Origin of the sequence: Caulobacter vibrioides (assembly GCF_002310375.3) — a bacterium.
GTDB classification, from domain to species: Bacteria; Pseudomonadota; Alphaproteobacteria; order Caulobacterales; family Caulobacteraceae; genus Caulobacter; species Caulobacter vibrioides_D.
Genome location: NZ_CP023315.3, coordinates 1,803,155 through 1,824,571 on the forward strand (window position 1 = coordinate 1,803,155; position 21,417 = coordinate 1,824,571).

At 67.3% G+C, this 21,417-nt stretch carries 19 protein-coding genes and 1 pseudogene; 14 read left to right on the forward strand and 6 right to left on the reverse strand.

Going from position 1 to position 21,417, the window contains the following annotated elements:
• Window positions 1-82: 82 nt before the first annotated feature.
• Window positions 83-1,570, reverse strand: a complete 1,488-nt coding sequence (locus tag CA606_RS08565) for an amidase (protein ID WP_096051520.1) — start codon at window positions 1,568-1,570, stop codon at window positions 83-85.
• A gap of 119 nt (window positions 1,571-1,689) precedes the next feature.
• Here CA606_RS08565 and CA606_RS08570 point away from each other — a divergent pair, with 119 nt between their 5' ends.
• Window positions 1,690-2,421, forward strand: coding sequence for a TlyA family RNA methyltransferase (locus tag CA606_RS08570; protein ID WP_096051519.1), 732 nt, complete (start codon window positions 1,690-1,692; stop codon window positions 2,419-2,421).
• Between the two features lie 64 nt (window positions 2,422-2,485).
• Here CA606_RS08570 and CA606_RS08575 read toward each other — a convergent pair.
• Window positions 2,486-3,114 (reverse strand): annotated as a pseudogene (locus tag CA606_RS08575) (hypothetical protein).
• A gap of 185 nt (window positions 3,115-3,299) precedes the next feature.
• Between CA606_RS08575 and CA606_RS08580 the strand changes: the two are divergent.
• The 7 genes from CA606_RS08580 to CA606_RS08610 all read left to right on the forward strand — a co-directional run bounded on the left by CA606_RS08580 (window position 3,300) and on the right by CA606_RS08610 (window position 10,034).
• A complete protein-coding gene (locus CA606_RS08580) occupies window positions 3,300-4,547 on the forward strand; it encodes a class I SAM-dependent RNA methyltransferase (protein ID WP_096051518.1) in 1,248 nt (415 codons plus the stop codon).
• A gap of 7 nt (window positions 4,548-4,554) precedes the next feature.
• The gene (locus CA606_RS08585) at window positions 4,555-5,622 is read left to right on the forward strand and encodes a class I SAM-dependent methyltransferase (RefSeq protein ID WP_096051517.1); all 1,068 of its coding nucleotides are present in this window, start codon (window positions 4,555-4,557) and stop codon (window positions 5,620-5,622) included.
• 54 nt (window positions 5,623-5,676) lie between these two features.
• Window positions 5,677-6,684 carry an acyltransferase family protein gene (locus CA606_RS08590; RefSeq protein ID WP_096051516.1) on the forward strand — a complete coding sequence of 336 codons (1,008 nt, stop codon included), beginning with the start codon at window positions 5,677-5,679 and terminating at the stop codon, window positions 6,682-6,684.
• Between the two features lie 74 nt (window positions 6,685-6,758).
• Window positions 6,759-7,130 carry a YciI family protein gene (locus CA606_RS08595; RefSeq protein WP_096051515.1) on the forward strand — a complete coding sequence of 124 codons (372 nt, stop codon included), beginning with the start codon at window positions 6,759-6,761 and terminating at the stop codon, window positions 7,128-7,130.
• A complete protein-coding gene (locus CA606_RS08600) occupies window positions 7,127-8,371 on the forward strand; it encodes an RNA polymerase sigma factor (protein ID WP_096051514.1) in 1,245 nt (414 codons plus the stop codon). The genes CA606_RS08595 and CA606_RS08600 overlap by 4 nt, the downstream gene beginning before the upstream one ends.
• 67 nt (window positions 8,372-8,438) lie before the next feature.
• Window positions 8,439-9,521 carry a PA0069 family radical SAM protein gene (locus tag CA606_RS08605; protein ID WP_096051513.1) on the forward strand — a complete coding sequence of 361 codons (1,083 nt, stop codon included), beginning with the start codon at window positions 8,439-8,441 and terminating at the stop codon, window positions 9,519-9,521.
• Window positions 9,522-9,566: 45 nt separating this feature from the next.
• Window positions 9,567-10,034: a cell wall biosynthesis glycosyltransferase gene (locus CA606_RS08610; RefSeq protein ID WP_096051512.1), complete on the forward strand. Its 468-nt coding sequence runs from the start codon at window positions 9,567-9,569 to the stop codon at window positions 10,032-10,034.
• A gap of 28 nt (window positions 10,035-10,062) precedes the next feature.
• On the opposite strand, the gene CA606_RS08615 is transcribed toward CA606_RS08610, so the two are convergent.
• Both CA606_RS08615 and CA606_RS08620 read right to left on the reverse strand, forming a co-directional pair.
• A complete protein-coding gene (locus CA606_RS08615; RefSeq protein WP_096051511.1) occupies window positions 10,063-11,673 on the reverse strand; it encodes a lytic transglycosylase domain-containing protein in 1,611 nt (536 codons plus the stop codon).
• 52 nt (window positions 11,674-11,725) lie between these two features.
• On the reverse strand, window positions 11,726-12,547 hold the full coding sequence (locus tag CA606_RS08620) for a uracil-DNA glycosylase (RefSeq protein WP_096051510.1): 822 nt from the start codon (window positions 12,545-12,547) through the stop codon (window positions 11,726-11,728).
• A 150-nt stretch (window positions 12,548-12,697) separates the two neighbouring features.
• On the opposite strand from CA606_RS08620, the gene CA606_RS08625 reads away from it, so the two are divergent.
• From CA606_RS08625 to CA606_RS08640, 4 genes are all read left to right on the forward strand, one after another.
• On the forward strand, window positions 12,698-14,368 hold the full coding sequence (locus tag CA606_RS08625; RefSeq protein WP_096051509.1) for an electron transfer flavoprotein-ubiquinone oxidoreductase: 1,671 nt from the start codon (window positions 12,698-12,700) through the stop codon (window positions 14,366-14,368).
• 74 nt (window positions 14,369-14,442) lie between these two features.
• On the forward strand, window positions 14,443-16,173 hold the full coding sequence (locus CA606_RS08630) for a tetratricopeptide repeat protein (RefSeq protein WP_096051508.1): 1,731 nt from the start codon (window positions 14,443-14,445) through the stop codon (window positions 16,171-16,173).
• Between the two features lie 41 nt (window positions 16,174-16,214).
• Complete coding sequence (locus CA606_RS08635) at window positions 16,215-17,087, forward strand: 4-(cytidine 5'-diphospho)-2-C-methyl-D-erythritol kinase (protein WP_096051507.1); 873 nt, start codon at window positions 16,215-16,217, stop codon at window positions 17,085-17,087.
• Between the two features lie 7 nt (window positions 17,088-17,094).
• Window positions 17,095-17,733 carry a peptidylprolyl isomerase gene (locus tag CA606_RS08640; protein ID WP_096051506.1) on the forward strand — a complete coding sequence of 213 codons (639 nt, stop codon included), beginning with the start codon at window positions 17,095-17,097 and terminating at the stop codon, window positions 17,731-17,733.
• Window positions 17,734-17,810: 77 nt separating this feature from the next.
• On the opposite strand, the gene CA606_RS08645 is transcribed toward CA606_RS08640, so the two are convergent.
• A complete protein-coding gene (locus CA606_RS08645; RefSeq protein WP_096051505.1) occupies window positions 17,811-19,349 on the reverse strand; it encodes an ammonium transporter in 1,539 nt (512 codons plus the stop codon).
• 26 nt (window positions 19,350-19,375) lie between these two features.
• Window positions 19,376-19,714 carry a P-II family nitrogen regulator gene (locus tag CA606_RS08650; RefSeq protein WP_096051504.1) on the reverse strand — a complete coding sequence of 113 codons (339 nt, stop codon included), beginning with the start codon at window positions 19,712-19,714 and terminating at the stop codon, window positions 19,376-19,378.
• A gap of 325 nt (window positions 19,715-20,039) precedes the next feature.
• Between CA606_RS08650 and CA606_RS08655 the strand changes: the two genes are divergently transcribed.
• A complete protein-coding gene (locus CA606_RS08655) occupies window positions 20,040-20,390 on the forward strand; it encodes a DMT family protein (protein ID WP_096053821.1) in 351 nt (116 codons plus the stop codon).
• Window positions 20,391-20,513: 123 nt separating this feature from the next.
• A complete protein-coding gene (locus tag CA606_RS08660) occupies window positions 20,514-21,413 on the forward strand; it encodes a glycine--tRNA ligase subunit alpha (RefSeq protein ID WP_096051503.1) in 900 nt (299 codons plus the stop codon).
• Window positions 21,414-21,417 lie beyond the last annotated feature (4 nt).

The window sequence follows — 21,417 nt, forward strand, 5'->3', positions numbered from 1 at the left end:
ATGAGATCATCTAAACCAGACAACAGTCCCTACATTTTCAACGCTTTGCGGAGCTTTTAGCCTTGGTCGGCTTCAAAGCGTCCTACGCGCTCACCGGCGGCTTGCGGTGCGCCCAGGGGGCGGCGGCTTCAAGCTGGTAGGCCAGGGCGAACAGGGTCGCCTCGTCGCCAGCGCGACCGGCGAACTGCACCCCGACCGGCAGACCGTCGGCCGTCCAGTGCAGCGGCACGCTCATGGCCGGCGCGCCGGCCACGTTCTGCACCGGGGTGTAGCCGACATAGGCCATCAGGCGGGCCTGAAGCTCCTCGAACGGAACCCAACCCGCCACATAGCCCAACTCGACGGGCGGTTTGCCCAGCACCGGCGACAGGATGACGTCGTACTTCGTCAGCCAGGTGTCATAGGCCTTGATGGTGGCCTGCAATCGTCCCATGGCGGCCTGCAGCGCGCCCTGAGGCAGGGTGTTGACCAACTCCGCCATGCCCAGGCTGAAGGGCTCCAGCACGTTGGCGTCGGGCTTGCGGCCCATGGCCTTGCCGATCCCCGCGACCAGCTCGGCCGCGCCGCTGGCCCACAGCACGGTGAAGTCCTGGCCGAACTGATTGCCGTCCATGGGCCACACCGTCGGTTCGACCTTGTGTCCGAGGTCCTTCAGGAGCTTGGCGGCGTTGTTGACGGCGGCTTGCACCTCGGGGTGCGGCGTCAGGCCGGTGCCGGTGTTCATCACCAGGCCGACCTTGAGTTTCCGCTTCAGCGGGGCGGTGACGACGCCGATCGGCTTGAACGCCGCGCCCGCATCCGTGCGCTCCGAGGCGGCGAACAGGGCGGCCGAATCACGCACGCTGTGGGACACGCAATGCGACACCGACAGGTCGATGCCACGGCTGGTCGGACGGTTGGGGATCATCCGCCCGCGCGAGGGCTTCATGCCAAACAGGCCGCAGTTGGCGGCGGGGATGCGGATCGAACCGCCGCCGTCGCTGGCGTGAGCGATCGTCACCATGCCCGAAGCCGTGGCCGCAGCCGCGCCGCCGGAAGACCCGCCCGACGAGTGCTTGACGTTCCACGGATTGCGCGTGGGCAGGAAGCCCATCGGCTCGGTCGTGGGCAGGAAGCCGTACTCCGGCGTCGATGACTTGCCGATCGTGACAAAGCCAGCGGCGTCGAACGAGTCGACATAGGCCGTCTGCTCGGTGTCAGGCTTGGCGCCCAGCGTCGCGCGGGTGCCGTAGCGGGTGCGGACGCCCTTGTAGGGGTCCAGATCCTTGACCAGGAAGGGGACGCCGGCGAAGGGCCCGGTCAGCTGGCCGTTCTTGGCCTTGGCGAGCGCCCGTTCAAAGTCCGAGTCGACGATGGCCTGGACATGGGGCTGTAGCGCCTCGGCCTTGCGAATGGCGTCCTCGACGGCCTCGGCGGCGCTGATCTCCTTACGGCGGATGCGGCCCGCGATCTCGGTGGCGTCTGGAGTCCAAGGGGCAGGGGCGGCGGACGACTTGGGCTTGGCGAAGGCCGAAGGCGCGGCGGCGATGGCGGCGGATGCGGCCATCAGGCCACGGCGGCTGAAACGCATGGATTTCCTCCCGACAGGACCGGCGTCTTCGCGCCGGTGATCGCCGTTCAGTTGACCTCGAAGAGACCTGCGCCGCAAGCCTGTGCTAGACGCCTGCTTCGAGTTTTCGGGGAAAGGCCTTGGCCAGGAAGCGCATCGATCAACTGCTTGTCGAACGTGGCGTCTTTGACAGTCGCGCCAAGGCGCGCGCGGCGATCGAGGCTGGCCGGGTGTCCGTGTTCGGCGGCATCGTGGCCAAGCCTTCCGAGCTGGTGGATGACAACGCCGAGATTGCGGCGGAAGCGGCGCATCCATGGGTGGGGCGCGGCGCGCTGAAACTGGTCCACGCCCTGGATATCTGGCCCATCGCGGTCGAAGGCCGGATCGCGGTCGACGTCGGCGCCTCGACGGGCGGCTTTACCGAGGTGCTCTTGTCGCGGGGCGCGGCGTTCGTATTCGCCGTCGATGTTGGGCGTGGCCAGTTGCACGCCAGCCTCAGGGGCGGCGATCGTGTGGCTGATCTTTCGGGTGTGGATGCGCGGAGTCTTGATCTCGGCCTCATTGATCGGGCGCCGAGCCTCATCGTCAGCGACGTCAGCTTCATCTCGCTCGCCAAGGCCCTGCCGGCGGCGCTCGGCCTGGCGACGCCGGGCGCGGACTTGGTGGCGCTGATCAAGCCGCAGTTCGAGGCGGGGCGCGAACATGTCGGCAAGGGCGGACTGGTCAAGGATCCTGACGTCATCGCCCGTGTCGAGCAGGAGATCGTCACGTTCCTGGAGACGGCCGGTTGGTCGGTGCGCGGCCTTGCTGAAAGTCCGATCACCGGCGGGGAAGGACAGGTCGAACGGCTGGTCTGGGCGACCAAGCGTTAGGCGCGGAACGAAATCGGCCGCCCACGAGGGGCGGCCGATCGTCTTCTACGAGAGATCGTCGCGCTTAGTCGACGACCTGATACTTGCCGTTGGCGTCCGGGCAGACGCGCACGAAGCGCTTCTGGACCCGGCCGTCCGGCAGATAGATCGGGCTTTCGGCCAGGGTGCAGCCGTTGACGTCGGCCTGTTGGGTCCGGTTGTCGACGCGGTAGCCTTCTTGGCGCTCGTAGCTGCGCTCATAGTAGCTGTCGCGCGTGGCGTCGCGGCGCGCGTCGTCGTACGAACCAGAGCGGTAGGCCGAGTCCTCGGGGGGGCGTTGTAGGCGGTCGCAGGCGGAGTCCTGCCGGGCGTGCAGGCGGCCGATTTCTTGCCGATGCTCGAACCGATCACCGCGCCCAGCAGGCCGCCCAGGACCGCGCCCTCGGTCTTGGCGCCCCGGGCGGCGACGCCGCCGCCAATCGCCGCGCCGATCCCTGCGCCGGTCAGGCCACCGCCTGTGCCGCGCTGCGTCGTCGAACGCTGGCAGGCGTCATAGTAGTAGCCCTGGCGGTCGTAGGCGCCGCCGTAGCTTTGCGAGCCATAGGCCTGGGCCGAGGCCAGGGTCGGCGTCAGCACGCCGCAGACGAGGGCGGCGGTCACGCCCAGAACGGTCTTCATCTTGGAGGTCCTGCTCTTCGAGGCGGTCATGGTCATGAGGGAAGCTTGTCTTTTTGAGGGCTGCCGTCGCATCGCGCCGGCCGCCGTGGCCCATCCGTTGGCAGAGGTTTTGGCGCCGCCAACATGAACAGCGCCTGACCGAGGTATTCAGCTTCGTTCAGACCGACACAAAAACTTCCCCAGTGCGCGCTCAAGCCCCGATTTTGGGGTATGGACTGGGGATGCAAGACCTGATGATCAACGCGGTGGGCGCCCAGGGCGACGGGCTCGCGCGCACCGCCGACGGCAAGCCCGCCTTCATTCCGCTGACCCTTCCGGGCGAGCTTGTTCACGCCCAGTTCGACGGCGCGCGCGGCGAGGTCGTCGAGATCCTGACACCGAGCCCGGAGCGCGTGGCGCCGCCGTGCCGACACTACGGAACTTGCGGAGGATGCGCGCTGCAGCATTGGGCCGGCGAGCCCTATCGGGCCTGGAAGGCCGAACAGGTCCGACTTCAGCTGTCGATGGAGGGGCTCGAGACCGAGATCCTGCCGACCTTCGCGGCTCCGCCCGCCTCGCGGCGTCGCGTGGCGCTGCACGCGCGCAAGGGGGGCAAGGGGCAGGGCGCGCGTCTTGGGTTCAAGGAGCGACGCTCGTGGAACCTCGTGCCCATCGAAGAATGTCCCGTCACCGATCCGCGCCTGGTGGCCGCGCTGCCGGCCCTGGCGCGCTTGGCCGAGCCCTTCCTGGAGCACCCGAAGTCCGCGCCGACCCTCCATGTCACGCTCACCGCGACAGGCCTCGACATCGACATCACTGGCGTCGAACGCAAGAGCGGCGGGCTGTCGGCCGACGCTCGAATGCGCGCGGCGATGGCGGCGGGCGAGGGCGATTTCGCGCGGGTCACCCTGGCGGGCGAAACCATCTATGGCGCACGTCAGCCCCTGGTGAAGCTGGGTCCCGCCATCGTGGCGCTACCGCCCGGCAGCTTCCTGCAGGCCGTTCCCGCCGCCGAGAAGGCGATGGTCGAGCTCGCAGTGGCCGAGGCCCAGGGCGCGAGCCGGGTGGCTGACCTCTATTGCGGGGTCGGCACCTTCACCTTCCGGCTCGCCGAGGTGGCGCAGGTCTATGCGGCCGAGGTGAGCGCCCCTGCCATCACGGCCTTGAAGGCGGCCGTGGGCGCGACGTCCGGTCTCAAGCCGATCACGGCCGAGGCTCGCGACCTCGTGCGTCGTCCTGTGCTGGGCACCGAGCTGGTCAAGACCGATGTCGTGGTCATCGACCCGCCGCGCGCCGGCGCCGCCGAGCAGACCGTCGAGATCGCCAAGTCCAAGGTGGCCAAGGTGGTGGGGGTCTCGTGTAACCCTCAGACCTTCGCCAAGGACGCGCGCGTGTTGGTCGACGCCGGCTTCAAGCTTGTGAGGGTGACGCCTGTGGACCAGTTCGTATGGTCGCCCCATATTGAACTGGTCGGAGTCTTCACGCGGTGAGGGGGCTATGGTCCAGACCAGCAGCGAACGTGGGCGGCCGGCCTTTGCGCTCGACGCCGTAGGTCAAGGCGCCAAGGCCGCCGTCAAGGCGGCGTGGTGGACGGCGACGGGCGGTCTTGCTCGCTCCCTGACCCGACCGACACAGGGCGCCCAGGCCCGGCATTTCGCGCCGACGACCCCGGCGCCCATCCCAACCAGCTTGCGTCGCGCGTATCTCGAGGCCTTCGAGAAAGACGCGCGTGATGTCGCCAGCGGCGTCTATCCCGCCATCGAGAACGGGCCGGTGCGCCCCTCGGCCGCCTTGCGCGAGGCCGCGGACTTCATCGCCGACGCCTTCGAGGTCGACCAGCGGCGACGCAAAGGCGACGGCGTCGAAGTTCGCGATGCGGCTGATCGCTCAATCTATCCGAACTATTACCGTCAGAACTTCCACTTTCAGTCCGGAGGCTGGTTCACCGCCGAGAGCGCGCGGCGCTATGACGCCCAGGTCGAGGCGCTCTTCTCCGGTACGGCGGCCGCGATGCGGCGGCGTGGCCTGTCGCTATTGGCGCGACACTGGCGCGGCCGTGATCATCGCGGCGCGAAAATCATCGACGTGGCGTGTGGTTCGGGCGCTTTCCTGAAGGATCTGAAGGCGACCTTTCCACGCGCGGCTTTGGCGGGCCTGGACCTGTCCGAAGCCTATCTGGCCAAGTCCCGGCGACGGGCCGGCGCCGGTGGGATCAAGGCGAACGCCGAGACCTTGCCTTTCGCGGATTCCTCTTTGGATGCAGTTACCTGCGTCTATCTCTTCCATGAATTGCCGCCTCGCGTGCGGCCTGTGGTGGCGGCGAGTCTGGCGCGCGTTCTCAAGCCCGGCGGGGTGTTGGTTCTGGTCGACTCCGTCCAGCCGGCGGACACGCCGGATTTGGCGCGCCTGCTCGAGGCCTTCCCCGTCTATTTCCACGAGCCCTACTACGCCAGCTATGCAGAGACCGACCTGCCCAGCCTCTTCGGCGCGGTTGGATTGCGGCTTGTCGCTGAGGACCGCGCCTTTCTCACCAAGGCGCTTCTGCTTGAGAAGCCCGCGAGCTGAGTTGCCAGCGGCGCGGCGCGCCGTCTAAGCAGAGGCGGGCGCGAGGGCGAGAGTTTGCGGGTTTTCGAGGCTGGGCGACGGTACGAGGCGCTGGACGGTCTGCGCGGCGTCGCCGCCGTAGGGGTCATGCTCTACCACATCGGCAGCTGGACGGGCCGGCCTTGGCTGGTCCCGCACGGCTATTTGGCCGTCGACTTCTTCTTCTGCCTTTCCGGCTTTGTGCTGGCGCACGCCTATGGCGCCCGCGAGATCAGCTGGTTGGGCTTCATGCGGCAGCGGCTGGTGCGGCTGTGGCCCTTGATCGCCCTCACCATGCTGGGCGGCGCCATGGTGATCATCCAGCATCGGGAAAGCGTGCCGGGCTGGCTGGCGCTGGGCTTGCTGATGGTCCCGCGTGTCTGGATCGATCAGAACGGGTTCTCGCCGCTTTTCCCATTGAATCCGCCGGCTTGGTCGCTGTTCTTCGAGCTCGCGGTCGGTGCGGCCTGGTTTCCGCTACGCCGTCTGGGCGTCATGGGGCACGTGCTGATGGTCGTGCTGCTGCTGCCGGTGATGATCTATGTCGCCCATGGCATGGGCGGGGTGCTGACCGGCTGGGACAGAGGCACCTTCGTCATCAGCTTTCTGCGAACCCTCTTCGCGTTCCTGCTGGGTTGGGGCTGCTATCGCATCCAGGCGTTCACGCGTTGGAGCTTGCCGGTCTGGCTGCTTGCGCTGGTTCTGTGCGCGGTGGTTTGCGCGCCCTGGACGCCGCTGAACTGGCTTTACGACTTCGTCTGCATCAGCGTCGTCTTCCCCCTGATGGTCTTGGCGGGGCGTCGGGATCCCAAGGGTTTCGCCGGCGAGGCTTGCCGAGCGGCAGGCGCGATCTCCTATCCGCTCTATGCGCTGCACTGGTTGGGTTGGGAGCTGCTGCTGCGGGCGTACAGAGCACTGGGCGGAGAAGGTTATCCCGTCGGGTTCGCCATCGTCGCGATGGTGATGATCGTTGTCGGGTCCTGGGCGGTCCTGAAGGTCTATGACGAACCCGTTCGTCGGCGGCTGCGCGCGCTTGGGGGCTGAGCGCAAATAACTTCCAGCACGGTGTCGGGAGACGCCATAGTCCGCCGTCCTTGTGACGGGAGAAGAGGACCGCCATGCTCTACGCCATTCTTTGCTACAACCAAGAAGACGTCGTCTGCGCCTGGTCCAAGGAAGAGGACGCGGCCGTGATGGCGAAGCTGGGCGCGGTGCAGCAGCGGTTGGCGGAGGAGGGGCGCTTGGGGCCCGTCGCGCGCCTGATGCCGACCACGGCGGCGACCACTTTGCGCAAGGACCGCGAGCCACCCTTGGTCCTGGATGGCCCCTTCGCCGAGACCAAGGAACAACTGCTGGGCTTCTACGTCGTCGACTGCGAATCCCTGGATGGCGCGTTGCAGGTCGCCAAGGACCTCGGCAAGGCCAATCCCGGCGGTTCCTACGAGATCCGTCCGATCGCCATGTTCCAGCCTGGCCCCGCAGGCGCGTGACCGACTTCGGCTGGATCGAGGGCGCGCTCGCCGCCGCTCGCCCCCAGGCCATGGCGGCGCTGCTTCGCTATTTCCGCGACATGGATGCGGCCGATGAGGCCTTTCAGGACGCCTGCCTGCGCGCTCTGAAGGCTTGGCCGAAGAATGGTCCGCCGCGCGATCCGACCGCTTGGCTGATCATGGTTGGTCGCAACGCCGCCATCGACGCCGTCCGCAAGACCAGCCGCAACGCGCCCCTACCGCCCGAGGACCTGCTCTCAGACCTAGAAGACGCCGAGGCCGAGGCGGCCGAACGGCTGGATAGCGCGCATTATCGAGACGACGTGCTGAGGCTGCTGTTCATCTGCTGCCATCCGGATTTGCCGGCGACGCAGCAGATCGCCTTGGCGCTGCGGATTGTCTCGGGCCTCTCGGTCAGAGAGATCGCGCGGGCCTTCGTCGTCAGCGACACGGCAATGGAGCAGCGCATCACCCGGGCCAAGGCCAGGATCGGCGCGGGCGACGCGCCGTTCGAGGCGCCGGGACCCATTGAGCGCGCCGAACGGTTCGCAGCGGTCGCGGCGATGATCTATCTCGTCTTCAACGAGGGCTACTCGGCCAGCGGTAAGGCGCTCGAGGCCAAGGGCGGCCTTTGCGACGAGGCCATCCGTTTGGCTCGCCTGTTGCTGCGCCTCTTCCCGGCCGAGCCGGAGATGATGGGTTTGGCCGCGCTGCTACTGCTCCAGCATGCGCGTTCCGACGCGCGCTTTGCGGCCGACGGCGCGGCGATCCTGCTCGAAGACCAGGACCGAAGTCTCTGGAACCGCAGGATGATCGACGAGGGTTTGGCCCTGATCGATAAGGCCATGCTCAAGCAGGCGCCGGGACCCTACCAGGTGCAGGCGGCGATCGCCGCCCTTCATGCGCGGGCGGCGTGCGCCGAGGATACCGACTGGGCGGGCATCGATCGCCTGTACGCCACCTTGGAAATCATGCAGCCATCGCCGGTGATCACCCTGAACCGAGCGGTCGCCATCGCTAAGGTTCGCGGCCCCGACGCGGCGCTTGAGATGATCGCGCCGCTTGGCGGCCGGCTGGACGCCTATTTCCCCTATCACGGCGCACGCGGCGCTCTCCTGCTTCAGGCAGGCCGCCGGGCCGAGGCCCGTCAGGCCTTCGACCGGGCCATCGCCTTGGCCAATACGGCGGCCGAAGCGGCGAACATCCGGCAGTATCTGGATCGCGTCGCGGCGAAGGACTGAGCGCCATTTGGTCCAGTGGCTGTAATTGTTCTTGTTATGTTCCGGTAGATCGCGCATCGTCCTCGCCATGGCAGAGGCAGCGAAACTGGGGCCAGCGGCGCGAGGGCGCGGCGCCAAATCGAACCGGACGGGACGCTTTGAGTCTCAGGTTCGAGAAGCGTTCGACGACGGGTGGAACGAGGACGCGGAACCCGCGCAGATTCTAACCCAACTGCAGCCGATGAAGTCGCGGACAATCATCGCCCGCAACCAGAGTCCTGACGTCGGCTTTGACCGATCGATCAATCCCTATCGCGGGTGCAGCCACGGTTGCATCTACTGCTACGCCCGGCCGGCCCATGCGTATCTGGGTCTGTCGCCAGGCCTGGATTTCGAGAGCAAGATCTTCTTCAAGCCGCAGGCGGGGGAACTGCTGGCCAAGGAGCTGTCCAAGCCCGGCTACAAGCCAGCCACGATCCATATTGGCGGCGACACCGATCCCTATCAGCCTGACGAAAAGACGCTACGCGTCACCCGGCAGGTGATCGAGACCCTGGAGCGTTTCGGCCACCCGTTCACGCTGATCACCAAGTCGGCGCTGATCCTGCGGGACCTGGATGTGTTGAGCCGGATGGCCGAGCGAGGCCTTGCGCGCGCGGCGATCTCGATAACCACCCTCGATCGCCGATTGGCGCGCAGCATGGAGCCGCGCGCAGCGACGCCCGGCAAGCGCATCGAGGCGGTACGGCGGCTGACCGAGGCGGGCGTGCCTGTAACCGTCATGTTCGCGCCCGCCATACCGGGGCTGAACGACCACGAGGTCGAGGCGGTGCTGGAGGCCGCCGCCAAAGCCGGCGCTCAAGGCGCGGGCTATGTGGCGCTACGTCTCCCCCGGGAGATCGCACAACTGTTCGAGGAATGGCTCGAGGCCGACTATCCCGATCGCGCGCGTAAGGTCATGTCGTTGGTGCGGCAAATCCGATCCGGCGAGGTCTACCGGGCGGCATGGGGCGACCGGATGGTCGGCGATGGTCCCGTCGCCGAGGTGCTACGGCAGCGGTTCCATCTGGCGGTCAAGAAGTTCGGCCTCGACCAACCTTGGACCGCCCTGGACATCAGTCAGTTCAGGCCACCGCGCCCCGTGAACGCGCAGATGGATCTCTTCAGCTAGGCTTGCCACTCTTGACCGCGAGGCCTGGGCTCGCGAAGCAAGGGTATGATCTCCGTCGTCCTCATCGCTTCCGAAGACTTGCCGGGCTTGGCCGCCCAGATGTCGATGCTGGTGCCCGCCGCTGTCGATGGCTTGGTGAAGGAAGTCGTGCTGGTCGCGGGCGATGAACCCGGCGTCGAAGCCTTGGCCGAGGACAGCGGCGCTCGGCTCGTGCGCGAGACGGGCGCCGCCAAGGAGCGCTTGGCGGCGGGCGCGAGGGCGGCGCGCGGCGATTGGGTGCTTACGCTTCGGTCAGGGCCTGTGCTGCGCGAGGGATGGCGCGAGCCGGTAGAACGGCATCTGGCCGGTGGGGCCGGCGCGCCCGCGAGATTGATCGCGCCGGGCGGGCTGCTGGGCCGGCTGGCGCCCAAGATGCACGGCGTATTGCTTCGTCGCCTGGACTGGCCCTCAGGCGTGGTTGCGGATGAAAACGGGCTCGCCAGGGCCACCAAGGCCAAGGCCATCACCTACTAGGCCCCGGCTGGTCGCGAGATCCGGGCCTCTAAGGCAGCTGCGCCATGAGCTGGTCGATGGTGGTCGGCATCTCGACCTGCGGATCGAGACGGAAATCGACCGTCCGCGCGCCGCTGGCGACCGCATCCAGCGTCTTGTTCTCTGCGCCCATCAGCTTGCGATACGTCCAGTAGCTGGCCATCACCTTCTCGACGTAGTTGCGGGTTTCCTTGAAGGGCAGGCTCTCGATCAGCAGCAGGCTGTCGCAATCGGCGCCGAGCTGGGCGAGAGTCCGGTTCAGCGTGGCGGGGCCTCCGTTATAGGCCGCCACGGCGCGCAGGACGTCCGGGCTCTTGAGGCCGCGGTCCATAAGCCAGGTGAAATAGTCCTGGCCGGCCCGCAGGTTGAACGCCGGGTCAAACAGCGGGGTGTTGTCGGTGCGTAGCGTGTCGTCGCCCACGACGTCGGCGGCTGACGTCGGCCGTACCTGCATCAGGCCCACCGCGCCGGCGTTGGAAACGGCGAGGGGGTCAAAGCGGCTTTCCTGGCGTACCAGGGCGTAGACCATCGCCTTGTCGATCGTGAAGCCGCCGATCGGGTCCAGTGGCGGCAGGGGATAGTCTTCACCGCCCACGCGGCGCACCGGTCGGCCGGCGTTCAAGGGCGCCTTGGCGTTGAGCGCCAGGGCCAGCGTCGTCCAGTCTGCGCGCAGCGATTCTGTTTCCGCCAGCGAGAGACCTGCGCGCAGCTCCAGCCCCGCTTCGCGCCAGCGGCCGACCTGAGCCAAGGCGGCGGCGCGACGCGCGCGCGGATCGGCGGTGACCAAAGCGTTCAGCGACTCGGTGTCTGGCCCGGTGTAGGCGGCGCGCGAGAGCAGTGTCGCGATCGGGTCTTCCTGGGGCTCCGTCACCGGAACGCCCGCCATGGTCAGCTGGCGCGCGGCGATCATGCCGTAGAAGGTATGGGGCGCATGCGCAGCCTTGAGCAGCAGGTCGCGCGCCTGAGCGCCGTGGCCTTGTTGGCCGGCGGCGCGCGCGGCCCAGAAGGCGCCGGCGGCGCGGAGCCACTCGTCCTCGTGTTCGTCGTCGGCGACCTGTTCGAAGAAGCCTTGGGCCTGGGCGGCGTCGCCGAGGCGGATCGCCGAGAGCCCGGCGATCCAGCGCTCGCCGCCGGCGATGGCCAAGGCCAGGGCTTGCCTCACATCGCCCGAATAGTAGGCCTCGCGCGCCGCGCGGCCCTTGTCGGCGGGCGGCGGGCCGCTTTCATCGGCGATGAACAGCGTGGGCGTCGGCGGTGCGACCACACGCTTGCCGCTCGGTTTGCGCTTGAGCGCCAAGCTGTAGACGCGGTCGGCGCCGGCCTCTTCGCCATAGCTGTCCAGCCAGCGGGTCAGCTCGGTGTAGCTGGCGGAATAGCGGGTCGGGTGCATGACCTTGGCGAAGGCGAGACGTCCGGCCAGGCTGCGGTCGCGGGTGTTTGCGAAGGCCGCCTCGGCGGCGGCGAAGTCGCCGCGATCAGCGGCGGAGAACGCAGCGCGATAGTATCGGACATCATCACCCGACAGCGGTTCAAGCCCGCTGGCCTGGGCGGCCAAGGCGGAGACAGACAGCATGCAGGCCGACAGCACGGCCAGAAGGCGAGCCCGAAGCTTCAAAAGCAATACGCGTTCCCCCGCAAGGCGCGCGTCCCCGTTCCGACTGGTTGTGGAAACCTTAGTGCGGGCGGTCCGGCCGATCAAGCCGCTCGGTCAGGGTCAGCAGGTCTTGCCAAGCCCGCTTCTTCTGCGCGGGCGTGCGCAGCAGGAAGGCCGGGTGCAGGGTCGGCATGGCCGGAAGCGCCATGGACTGGTCGTCCGAGACCCATTCGAACCAGCGCCCGCGCATCGACAGGATGCCTTCATCGCGCTTGAGCATGGCCTTGGCGGAGGCCCCGCCGGCCAGCAGCAGCATCTTGGGCTTCACCAGCGCGATCGCGCGCTCGACGAACGGCGCGCAGGTCGCCTGCTCTTGCGGCGTCGGCGTCCGGTTACCGGGCGGGCGCCAGAACACCGTGTTGGTGATGAACACCCGCTCCTCAAGCCCGGCGGCCTTTAGCATCCGGTCGAGAAGTTTGCCCGCGCGGCCGACGAAGGGCTGGCCTTGGGCGTCCTCGTCGGCGCCGGGACCTTCCCCGATGATCATGAGCTGGGCGTCGCTGACGCCGCGCGAGAATACGGCCTGCTTGGCGCCCTGGCTCTTGAGCGGACAACCGTCGAAGGCGGCGATGGCGGCGGCCAGGCTCTCAAGGTCGTTGCAGGTGGCGGCTGCGGCCCTGGCGGCGGCGACGGCCGAAGCGATGTCGGGCGAGCGGACCATGGCCATGCCGGGGCGGGCGACGGGCGCTGGCGGCGGGGGCGGTTGGCTCTTGGCGCGGAGCATCGCCGCGCCCTCGGCGAGACGATCGATCGGGGCGTCCGCGTACAGGGCCTCGACGCCCGCATCGGCCCAGAAGGCCAGCAGGCTTTCGACGGCGCGTTGATCGACGGCGAGGCTCATGCGACCGTCTTAACTCGGATTGTCGCCGGTCTCCACGCTGCGCTGCAGCAAAAAATCCGGCTAGGTGCTTGACCACCCCCGCGTCACGTTCGGATAAGCTGTGAATCAAACAGTCATAAGAGCGGCCGTAGGGCCTCACCGGGAGATCCCATGAGCGAAGACCTCGAACGCGAGTCGATGGAATACGACGTCGTCATCGTCGGCGGCGGTCCCGCAGGCCTCTCGGCGGCGATCCGTCTGAAGCAGATGGCCGCCAAGGCCGGGACCGAGATCTCGGTCGCCCTGTTGGAAAAGGGCTCGGAAGTCGGCGCGCACATCCTGTCGGGCGCGGTGATCGACCCCAAGGGTCTGGCTGAACTCTTCCCCAACTGGAAGGAAGAGGGCGCGCCGCTGGAGACGCCGGTCACCAAGGACCGCTTCAAGCTGCTGGGCCCGCAAGGCGAACTCAGCCTGCCGATGTTCGCCATGCCGCCGTTCATGCACAACCACGGCTGCTACATCGCCTCCTTGGCCAATCTGACCCGCTGGCTGGCCGGCAAGGCCGAGGAGCTGGGCGTCGAGATCTATCCGGGCTTTGCGGCCTCGGACCTCGTCTGGAACGACGACGGCTCGGTCAAGGGCGTAGTGGTCGGCGTGGTCGGCATCGCCAAGGACGGCGAGAAGAAGCCGGACTACCAGCCGGGCATGGAGTTGCACGGCAAGTACGTCTTCATCGCCGAGGGCGTGCGCGGCTCGCTGGCCAAGCAACTGATCGCCAAGTTCAAGCTGGACGAGGGCAAGTCGCCGCAGAAGTACGGCATCGGCATCAAGGAACTCTGGCAAGTTCCGCCCGAGCAGCACCAGCCGGGCCTGGCCGAGCACACCACGGGCTGGCCGCTGGACGACCAGACGGGCGGCGGCAGCTTCATGTACCACTTCGGGGACAACTACGTGGCCATCGGCTACGTCGTGCACCTGAACTACAAGAACCCCTGGCTGTCGCCGTTCGACGAGTTCCAGCGTTTCAAGCAGCACCCTTCGGTCCGTCCCTACCTGGAAGGCGGCAAGCGCATCGCCTACGGCGCGCGCGCCATCACCGAGGGCGGCTATCAGTCTGTGCCGAAGCTGACCTTCCCGGGCGGGGCCCTGATCGGCTGCTCGGCGGGCTTCGTGAACGTGCCACGCATCAAGGGCAGCCATAATGCCGTGAAGACCGGCATGCTGGCCGCCGAAGCGGCTTTCGAGGCCGTGCAGGCCGGTCGCGCCAGCGACGAGCTGACCGCCTATCAGACGTCCTATGACAAGTCGTGGGTGGCCAAGGAGCTGAAGGTCGTCCGCAACGCCAAGCCGCTGCTGGGCAAGTTCGGCACCACGCTGGGCGGCGCGTTCGGCATGCTCGACATGTGGACCAACCACCTGCTGGGCTTCTCGTTCTTCGGCACCATGAAGCACGAGAAGACCGACGCGGCGTCGACGGGCCTCGCCAAGGACTATAAACCCATCGTCTATCCTAAGCCGGATGGCGTGATCAGCTTCGACAAGCTGAGCTCGGTGTTCCTGTCGGCGACCAACCACGAGGAAGACCAGCCGGCGCACCTGCGCCTCAAGGATCCTTCGGTGCCGATCCAGGTGAACCTGCCCAAGTACGGCGAGCCGGCGCGGCTCTACTGCCCGGCCGGCGTCTATGAAGTGCTCTACAACGAGCAGGGAACTGATCCGCGCTTCCAGATCAACGCGCAGAACTGCGTCCACTGCAAAACCTGCGACATCAAGGACCCGTCGCAGAACATCGTCTGGACCACGCCGGAAGGCGGCGGCGGACCGAACTATCCGAACATGTGACGAAGCAGCCTCCCGGCCCTCAGGTCGGGAGGCTTTTTCTTGCGGACCGCCTCGAAACCTCCGAGGGTGGCGACATGACGCGCCTTAAAGTCCTGCTCGCCTGCGTATCCGTTTCCGCCCTGGCCGCCTGCGCTTCCGCGCCGGGCTCGGTGTCGATGCGGGGCCCCGTCGGACCAGGCTATTCGCTTTTCGACACGCGAACCTCCTATGGCCAATTCCTCGCGGGCCAGGCCGCGCTGCGCGATGGCGATTCGAAGGCGGCGGCGACCTACTTCGGGACGGCGGCGGTGCTGGGCGAGGACCCAGGCGTCATCGCCGAGCGCTCGTTCACGGCGCTTCTGTTGTCCGGCGAGATCACACGCGCTGCTGCGGCCGCACCGACCGAGGCCGGGGGGACGGAGGCTATCCGTCGCCTGGGCGTGCTGACCCGCGTGGTCGAGGCGCTGGCCCTGGGCAATGGCAAGGAGGCGCAAAGTCTCCTCAAGTCGGATCCTCCTGGCTTCCCGCACCAGCAGGCTGTCGCGCTATTGGGGCCGTGGACTGCGGCCGCCGCCGGCGACAAGGAGGGCGCGACCGTTCAGCCGGTGCTGCGCAACGACAAGCTGGTGCAGTACTTCGGCCAACAGGGGCAGGCGCGCCTGTTCGAACGGGCCAAGCGTTATGACGAGGCCGAAACTGACTACAAGGCCCTGACCTCCAACGCTGCGACGGCCAGCATCTTCACGCTGGACTACGGCGCGTTCCTGGAGCGTCGAAAGCGTCACGACGACGCCGTAGCCCTGTACGACGCCGCGCTTCGCGCCGCGCCCGCCGATACTGGATTGCAACGCGCCCGGGCCCGCGCCGCCGCTCGAGGCGCGCCGCCGCCCGCCCCGACGCTGCGCCAGGGCGCGGCCGAGGGCTTGATCGCCTGCGCCGCCACCTTCGCCGGCGAGCGGCAGAACCAGTTCGCCCTGGCCTATCTGCGCCTGGCCCTGCGCCTGGATCCGGGACGCGACGAGGCCTGGGTCCTGGTCGGCGACTTGCTGAACCAGGGCGATGATCATCAGGCGGCGATCGAAGCCTATGGTCGCGTGCAAGCCGGCTCGCCGCACTACGCCTCGGCGCAGAGCAAGATCGCCTGGGCCTGGAACGAACTTGGCGACAAGGACAAGGCGCTGGAAGTGGCGCGCGCAGCGACGATCTCCGCGCCGAATGACCGGGATGCCGCCGTCGCCCTGGCCGATCTTCTCCGGGCGAGCAGCCGCTGGGACGAAGCGGTGGCGGTGCTGGATCCAATCCTGGCGCGCGAGGCCGCAGCCCCCGATTGGCGCCTGCTGTATCTGCGGGCTGTCGCTCTGGAGCAAGCCGGCCGCTGGCCGGAGGCCGAGCAGGATTTGCGGTCGGCGCTAGAGGTCAATCCGGAAGAACCTGAACTGCTGAATTTCCTCGGCTATTCCTGGATTGATCGCAACGAGCGTCTCCCCGAAGCCTTGGCCATGGTCGAAAAGGCCGTCGCGGCGCGGCCGCAGTCGGGGGCCATGATGGACTCGCTAGGCTGGGCTTACTTCCGCCTCGGCGACTACAAGACCGCGGTCGAGAAACTTGAGGCTGCGGTCGAGCTCGAGCCCGGAGACCCCGATATCAATGGCCACCTGGGCGACGCCTATTGGAAAGTCGGCCGCACCATCGAGGCGCGGTTCCAGTGGCAGCGGGTTCTCAGTCTTGAGCCTACCGACAAGCAGAAGGTCGACTCCGAAGACAAGCTGAAGAACGGGCTTGGGCTCTCGGCGCCGGCGACCAAGTCGACGATCGCCCATAACTGAGCTATCGGCTTGGGCCTGTCCAAGCCTTGAGTCACGAGATCATGCGGCTGTCAGCGTTCGCCCCGGCCAAGGTCAATCTGTTCCTGCACGTGGGCGGGCCGGATGAAGAGGGCTATCACCCGATCTCCAGCCTGATGGTGTTCGCTGATGTGGGCGACCGGGTGAACATCCAGCCCAGCGACGCGCCGGCGTTCGAGACCTGCGGCCCGTTCGGACGCGAGATCCCGGACGGCGGCGACAATCTGGTCGTCCGCGCGGCCCAGACCTTCCATCGGCGGCTGGGCGGCCCTATCCCGCCATACCGGCTGATCCTGGAGAAGCATCTGCCCATCGCAGCCGGCCTTGGCGGCGGATCCAGCGACGCGGGCGCGGCCTTGAAGCTGTTGCGCGACGCCTTGGCGCCGGCGCTATCGGATAACGACCTGGAGCTACTGGCTGCGAGCCTTGGCGCCGACGGCGCGGCCTGTCTGCGGGCTCGGGCCTTGATGGCGGAAGGCCGAGGCGAGCGGCTGTCCGTCGCGCCCGGCCTGCCGGCGTTGAACGCGGTGCTCGTCAATCCCGGCGCGCCGTCGCCGACCGGCGCGGTCTATCGGGCCTATGATACGGCTGTGCATCCCGACGGGGCCGCGCGGCCCTTCATGCCCGACCATCTTGAAAGCGCCGAAGAAGCCGCCGCCTGGTTGGCCGTCGCCACGCGCAACGACCTGGAGGCGCCGGCCGTGAGGCTGGAGCCGCGCATTGGCGAGGTGCTGGACGTCCTGCGGGACGAGCCGGAAAGTCTGCTGGTCCGCATGTCGGGCTCCGGTGCGACCTGTTTCGCGCTCTGCGCCAGCGACATCGAGGCTGAAGGTCTGGCCGAACGTCTGGAGACGATGCGCCCGGACTGGTGGGTGCGGCGCTGCCGCCTGAGCTGAGGAGACGATGATGAAGCGCCGTGACGTCCTGGCCGCCTTCGGCGTCTTCGCGGTCCCGCCGGGTCTGGCCTCGGCGCAGATTTTGAGCCTGCCCGCGACACCGATCGTGCCGGGCGCGGGCGATGTTCTGGTTCGCCTCGACACCGGTCTTGGTCCGATCATCATCGCGCTGAAGGCGCGGCAGGCGCCGCTGACCGTGGCGAACTTCCTGCGCTATGTAGATGAGAAGCGCTACGACGGTTCGAGCTTCTGGCGCTCGGCCAAGGCGCCCAGTTCCGTGGACTACGGGCTGATCCAAGGCGGCCTGCAGGGTGATCCGAAGAAGCTGTTGCCGCCGATCGCGCATGAGCCGACGACCCAGACGGGGCTTCGGCATGTCGACGGGACCTTGTCGCTGGCGCGCAAGGCGCCCGGCACCGGCGATAGCGACTTCTTTATCTGCGTAGGTGACGCGCCCTATCTCGACGCCAATCCGGCGGGGGAGGGGGACAATCTCGGTTTCGCGGCCTTTGGCCAGGTGGTGCAGGGTATGGAGATCGTCCGCAAGATCCTGAACCTGCCGACACCGGGCAAGGCCACCAACCCCGTTATGGAGGGCCAGATGCTGGACCCCGTTGTGCCCATTGTGACGGCGCGGCGGATCTAGGCAGGCGGCATGACCGCAAAGAGAAAGGGCGCGGAGGTTTCCCTCCGCGCCCTTCGACTTTGAGCCTGGCCCCAGCCTTAGCTGTGGTAGGCGCGTTCGCCGTGTTCGGAGATGTCCAGACCGTCTTCTTCGGCTTCCGGCGCAGCCCGCAGACCGATCACCAGCTTGATGATGAAGAAGACGATGGCCGAGGCCACGGCCGACCACAGCACCGTCACGCCGACGGCCTTGGCCTGGATGAGCAGCTGGGCGATCGGCTCGTAGGAGGCCAGAGCGTCGCAGGTCGACAGGTCGCCGTCCTTGCCGCAGGTCGTGTAGTCGACGATGCCAGCGCCGCCCCACAGCGGGTTGACGACCAGGCCGGTGCCCAGGGCGCCGACGATGCCGCCGACGCCGTGGATGCCGAAGGCGTCCAGGCTGTCGTCGTACTTCAGGGCGTTCTTCACGATCGAGCAGAAGATGATGCAGATCGGCGAAACGACCAGACCCAGGATCAGGGCGCCCATCGGACCGGCGAAGCCGGCGGCCGGGGTCACGGCGACGAGGCCGGCCACGATGCCCGAAGCCAGGCCCAGGGCCGACGGCTTCTTGCGGGTGACCCACTCAACGAGGATCCACGACAGACCCGCGCCAGCGGTGGCGATGAAGGTGTTGACCATGGCCAGCGAGGCGTAGCCGTTCGACTCCAGGTTCGAGCCGGCGTTGAAGCCGAACCAGCCCACCCACAGCAGGCCAGCGCCCACCAGGGTCAGGGTCAGCGAGTGCGGGGGCATCGGCTCCTTGCCGTAGCCTTGGCGCTTGCCAAGGATCAGGGCGCCGACCAGGGCCGCGATACCGGCATTGATGTGCACGACGGTGCCGCCGGCGAAGTCCAGGGCGCCGAAGCCCCAGAGCAGGCCCGACTTGACCGGATCTTCAGGCGCCAGAGCGATGGCGTTCGGGCCCGGCCACCACCAGACCATGTGCGCGATCGGGTAGTACGACAGCAGCGGCCACAGCACGGCGAAGGCCACGATGGCGGCGAACTTCATGCGCTCGACCAGCGAACCGACCACGAGGGCGGCGGTGATGGCCGCGAAGGTCGCCTGGAACGCGATGAAGGTCAGTTCCGGGATCACAACGCCCGTTGAGAAGGTCGCCACGTTGCTGGCCGGGGTCACGTCCTTCAGGAAGACGCGGCCCAGACCGCCGACGAACTTGTCCCAGCTGCCGCCATCGGTGAACGCGAAGCTGTAGCCCCACAGGAACCAAGCGACGAAGCCGATCAGGGCGACGGTCGAAACCTGCATCATGACCGACAGCATGTTCTTGGAGCGCACCAGGCCGCCGTAGAACAGCGCCAGGCCCGGCAGGATCATCAGCAGGACGAGCAGGGCGGAGGTGAGCATCCAGGCGTTGTCGCCCTTGTCCATCTTGTCTTCGATGGTCGGAGCGGCGGCCGGCGCAGGCGCGGCTTCGGCGGGCGCGGCCACGGCTGGCGCCGGCGCGGCCTCGGCGGGCGCGGCGGCGGCCGGCGCGGGCGCGGCCTCTTGGGCGAAGGCGGCCGCCCCCAGCGGAGCCCCCGCGAGGGTCGCGGCGAGCACAAGCCCGGCCAGCGGTTTGAAGGTGAGTTTCATCGTCGGTATCCCCTTTTCCCGATGCGTTACAGAGCGGCCGAGCCGGTTTCGCCGGTGCGGATGCGGACGGCTTCTTCGACATTGACGACGAAGACCTTGCCGTCGCCGATCTTGCCGGTGGCGGCCGCGCCCTTGATGGCCTCGACGGCCTTGGCGGCCGAGGCGTCATCGACGACGGCCTCCAGCTTCACCTTCGGCACGAAATTCACCTGGTACTCGGCGCCCCGGTAGATCTCGGTCTGGCCCTTCTGGCGGCCGTAGCCCTTCACTTCAGACACCGTCAGGCCTTCGACGCCAGCCGAGACGAGCGCTTCGCGCACCTCGTCCAGCTTGAAGGGTTTGACGACCGCTATGATCAGTTTCATCCGCCTTACTCCGGCCCGCCGAGACGCGGGCTTGATTTGCTTGATTGTTCGAAGACGACGTCGCCCCCGTTTGTGATCACCGCCGACGCCGCCCTTACGCGCTGCATCGTTTCCCCGGCCCGATCACGCTATCGGCGACGGTTCGGTGACGGGGCGCGCGAGCAAGGTTTCGGAAACGAAATGGGCGGGGCGCCTAAAAAGCGGGCTTCGAGCGTCGCCGGTGCGAAAGAATCTGGCGTTTTGGGTCGACGGGATGACCGCTGGTGCGCGGCTGGCGCGTTGGCCTAGGTTGCGCCTCCCGCCGACAGACCCGGAGTTGTTCGACATGCCGCCTATCATCCTGAAGCTCGCGCCTTGGCTGATGCTGGTGGCGTCCAATGTGTTCATGACCTTCGCCTGGTACGGTCACCTCAAGAACAAGAGCATGGCCTTGCCCGTCGCCATTCTGACCAGTTGGCTGATCGCCCTGCCGGAGTACATGTTGGCGGTTCCCGCCAACCGGATTGGGAGCACGATGTATTCGACGGCTCAGCTCAAGACCGGGCAAGAGGCGATTACGCTGATCGTGTTCACCCTGTTTTCGGTGTTCTATCTTGGCGAGCAGATCAAGTTGACGACCCTGCTGGGTTTCGGACTAATCGTCTGTGGGGCGAGTTTGGTGTTCTTCTCGAAATAGGCGCGTATTCGGGGGCGGCGGCGCAGGGCGTCAACTCCGTCCCATTCCGGCAAGGACATCGCTTGAAGCCCCCGGCGGCGAGCCCTATGGTCCGCCGACTTTTTTCTAGGCCTGCTTCGATCGATGTCGCGCGAAAAACCCAAGTCCTTCCAAAGCCTGATCCTGACGCTCCATGACTATTGGAGCCGGCAGGGCTGCATCATCCTGCAGCCGCATGACGTGGAAGTGGGGGCGGGGACCCTGCACCCGGCCACAGTGCTGCGCGCTCTTGGCCCGAAGGCCTGGAACGCAGCCTATGTGCAGCCCTCGCGCCGTCCGGGCGATGGCCGCTATGGCGAGAACCCCAACCGCCTTCAGCACTACTACCAGTATCAGGTGATCCTGAAGCCGAACCCCGAGAACATGCAGGACCTGTATCTGGGTTCGCTGGAAGCGATCGGCCTGGACCTGCGCACCCACGACATCCGCTTCGTCGAGGACGACTGGGAGAACCCCACCGTCGGCGCCTGGGGCCTGGGCTGGGAAGTCTGGTGCGACGGCATGGAAGTGTCGCAGTACACCTACTTTCAGCAGGTCGGCGGCCTGGACGTGAACCCGGTGGCCGGCGAGCTGACCTATGGCCTGGAGCGCCTGGCCATGTATGTGTTCGGCGTCGACAACGTCTACGACCTCCCGTTCAACGACCCGGACTCGCCCCTGGGCGCGACGACCTATGGCGACGTGTTCCTCGAGAACGAGCGCCAGCAGTCGGAAGCCAACTTCCACGGCTATGACGTTGCGGTGCTGAAGCAGCAGTTCGAGCAGATGGAAGAGCAGGTGCCGCTGATGCTGGCCCGCTCGTACCAGGATAAGGCCCTGGTGCTGCCCGCCTACGACATGGTCCTCAAAGCCAGCCACCTCTTCAACCTGATGAACGCCCGCGGCGCGATCGCCGTCGCCGAGCGCGCCAGCTACATCGGCCGCATCCGCGACCTTTGTAAGATGTGCGCCAGCGCCTGGGTCGAGCAGCAGGAAGCCGCGTAAGTTA

What these genes read in the sequence shown, in the direction of transcription:
- CA606_RS08610 (WP_096051512.1), top strand. Translation starts at nt 9,567, where the DNA reads ATGATCTCCGTCGTCCTCATCGCTTCCGAAGACTTGCCGGGCTTGGCC.
- CA606_RS08620 (WP_096051510.1), bottom strand. Translation starts at nt 12,547, where the DNA reads ATGAGCCTCGCCGTCGATCAACGCGCCGTCGAAAGCCTGCTGGCCTTC.
- CA606_RS08645 (WP_096051505.1), bottom strand. Translation starts at nt 19,349, where the DNA reads ATGAAACTCACCTTCAAACCGCTGGCCGGGCTTGTGCTCGCCGCGACC.
- CA606_RS08605 (WP_096051513.1), top strand. Translation starts at nt 8,439, where the DNA reads ATGGCAGAGGCAGCGAAACTGGGGCCAGCGGCGCGAGGGCGCGGCGCC.
- CA606_RS08660 (WP_096051503.1), top strand. Translation starts at nt 20,514, where the DNA reads ATGTCGCGCGAAAAACCCAAGTCCTTCCAAAGCCTGATCCTGACGCTC.
- CA606_RS08595 (WP_096051515.1), top strand. Translation starts at nt 6,759, where the DNA reads ATGCTCTACGCCATTCTTTGCTACAACCAAGAAGACGTCGTCTGCGCC.
- CA606_RS08625 (WP_096051509.1), top strand. Translation starts at nt 12,698, where the DNA reads ATGAGCGAAGACCTCGAACGCGAGTCGATGGAATACGACGTCGTCATC.
- CA606_RS08565 (WP_096051520.1), bottom strand. Translation starts at nt 1,570, where the DNA reads ATGCGTTTCAGCCGCCGTGGCCTGATGGCCGCATCCGCCGCCATCGCC.
- CA606_RS08650 (WP_096051504.1), bottom strand. Translation starts at nt 19,714, where the DNA reads ATGAAACTGATCATAGCGGTCGTCAAACCCTTCAAGCTGGACGAGGTG.
- CA606_RS08640 (WP_096051506.1), top strand. Translation starts at nt 17,095, where the DNA reads ATGATGAAGCGCCGTGACGTCCTGGCCGCCTTCGGCGTCTTCGCGGTC.
- CA606_RS08655 (WP_096053821.1), top strand. Translation starts at nt 20,040, where the DNA reads ATGCCGCCTATCATCCTGAAGCTCGCGCCTTGGCTGATGCTGGTGGCG.
- CA606_RS08580 (WP_096051518.1), top strand. Translation starts at nt 3,300, where the DNA reads ATGCAAGACCTGATGATCAACGCGGTGGGCGCCCAGGGCGACGGGCTC.
- CA606_RS08635 (WP_096051507.1), top strand. Translation starts at nt 16,215, where the DNA reads ATGCGGCTGTCAGCGTTCGCCCCGGCCAAGGTCAATCTGTTCCTGCAC.
- CA606_RS08585 (WP_096051517.1), top strand. Translation starts at nt 4,555, where the DNA reads ATGGTCCAGACCAGCAGCGAACGTGGGCGGCCGGCCTTTGCGCTCGAC.
- CA606_RS08630 (WP_096051508.1), top strand. Translation starts at nt 14,443, where the DNA reads ATGACGCGCCTTAAAGTCCTGCTCGCCTGCGTATCCGTTTCCGCCCTG.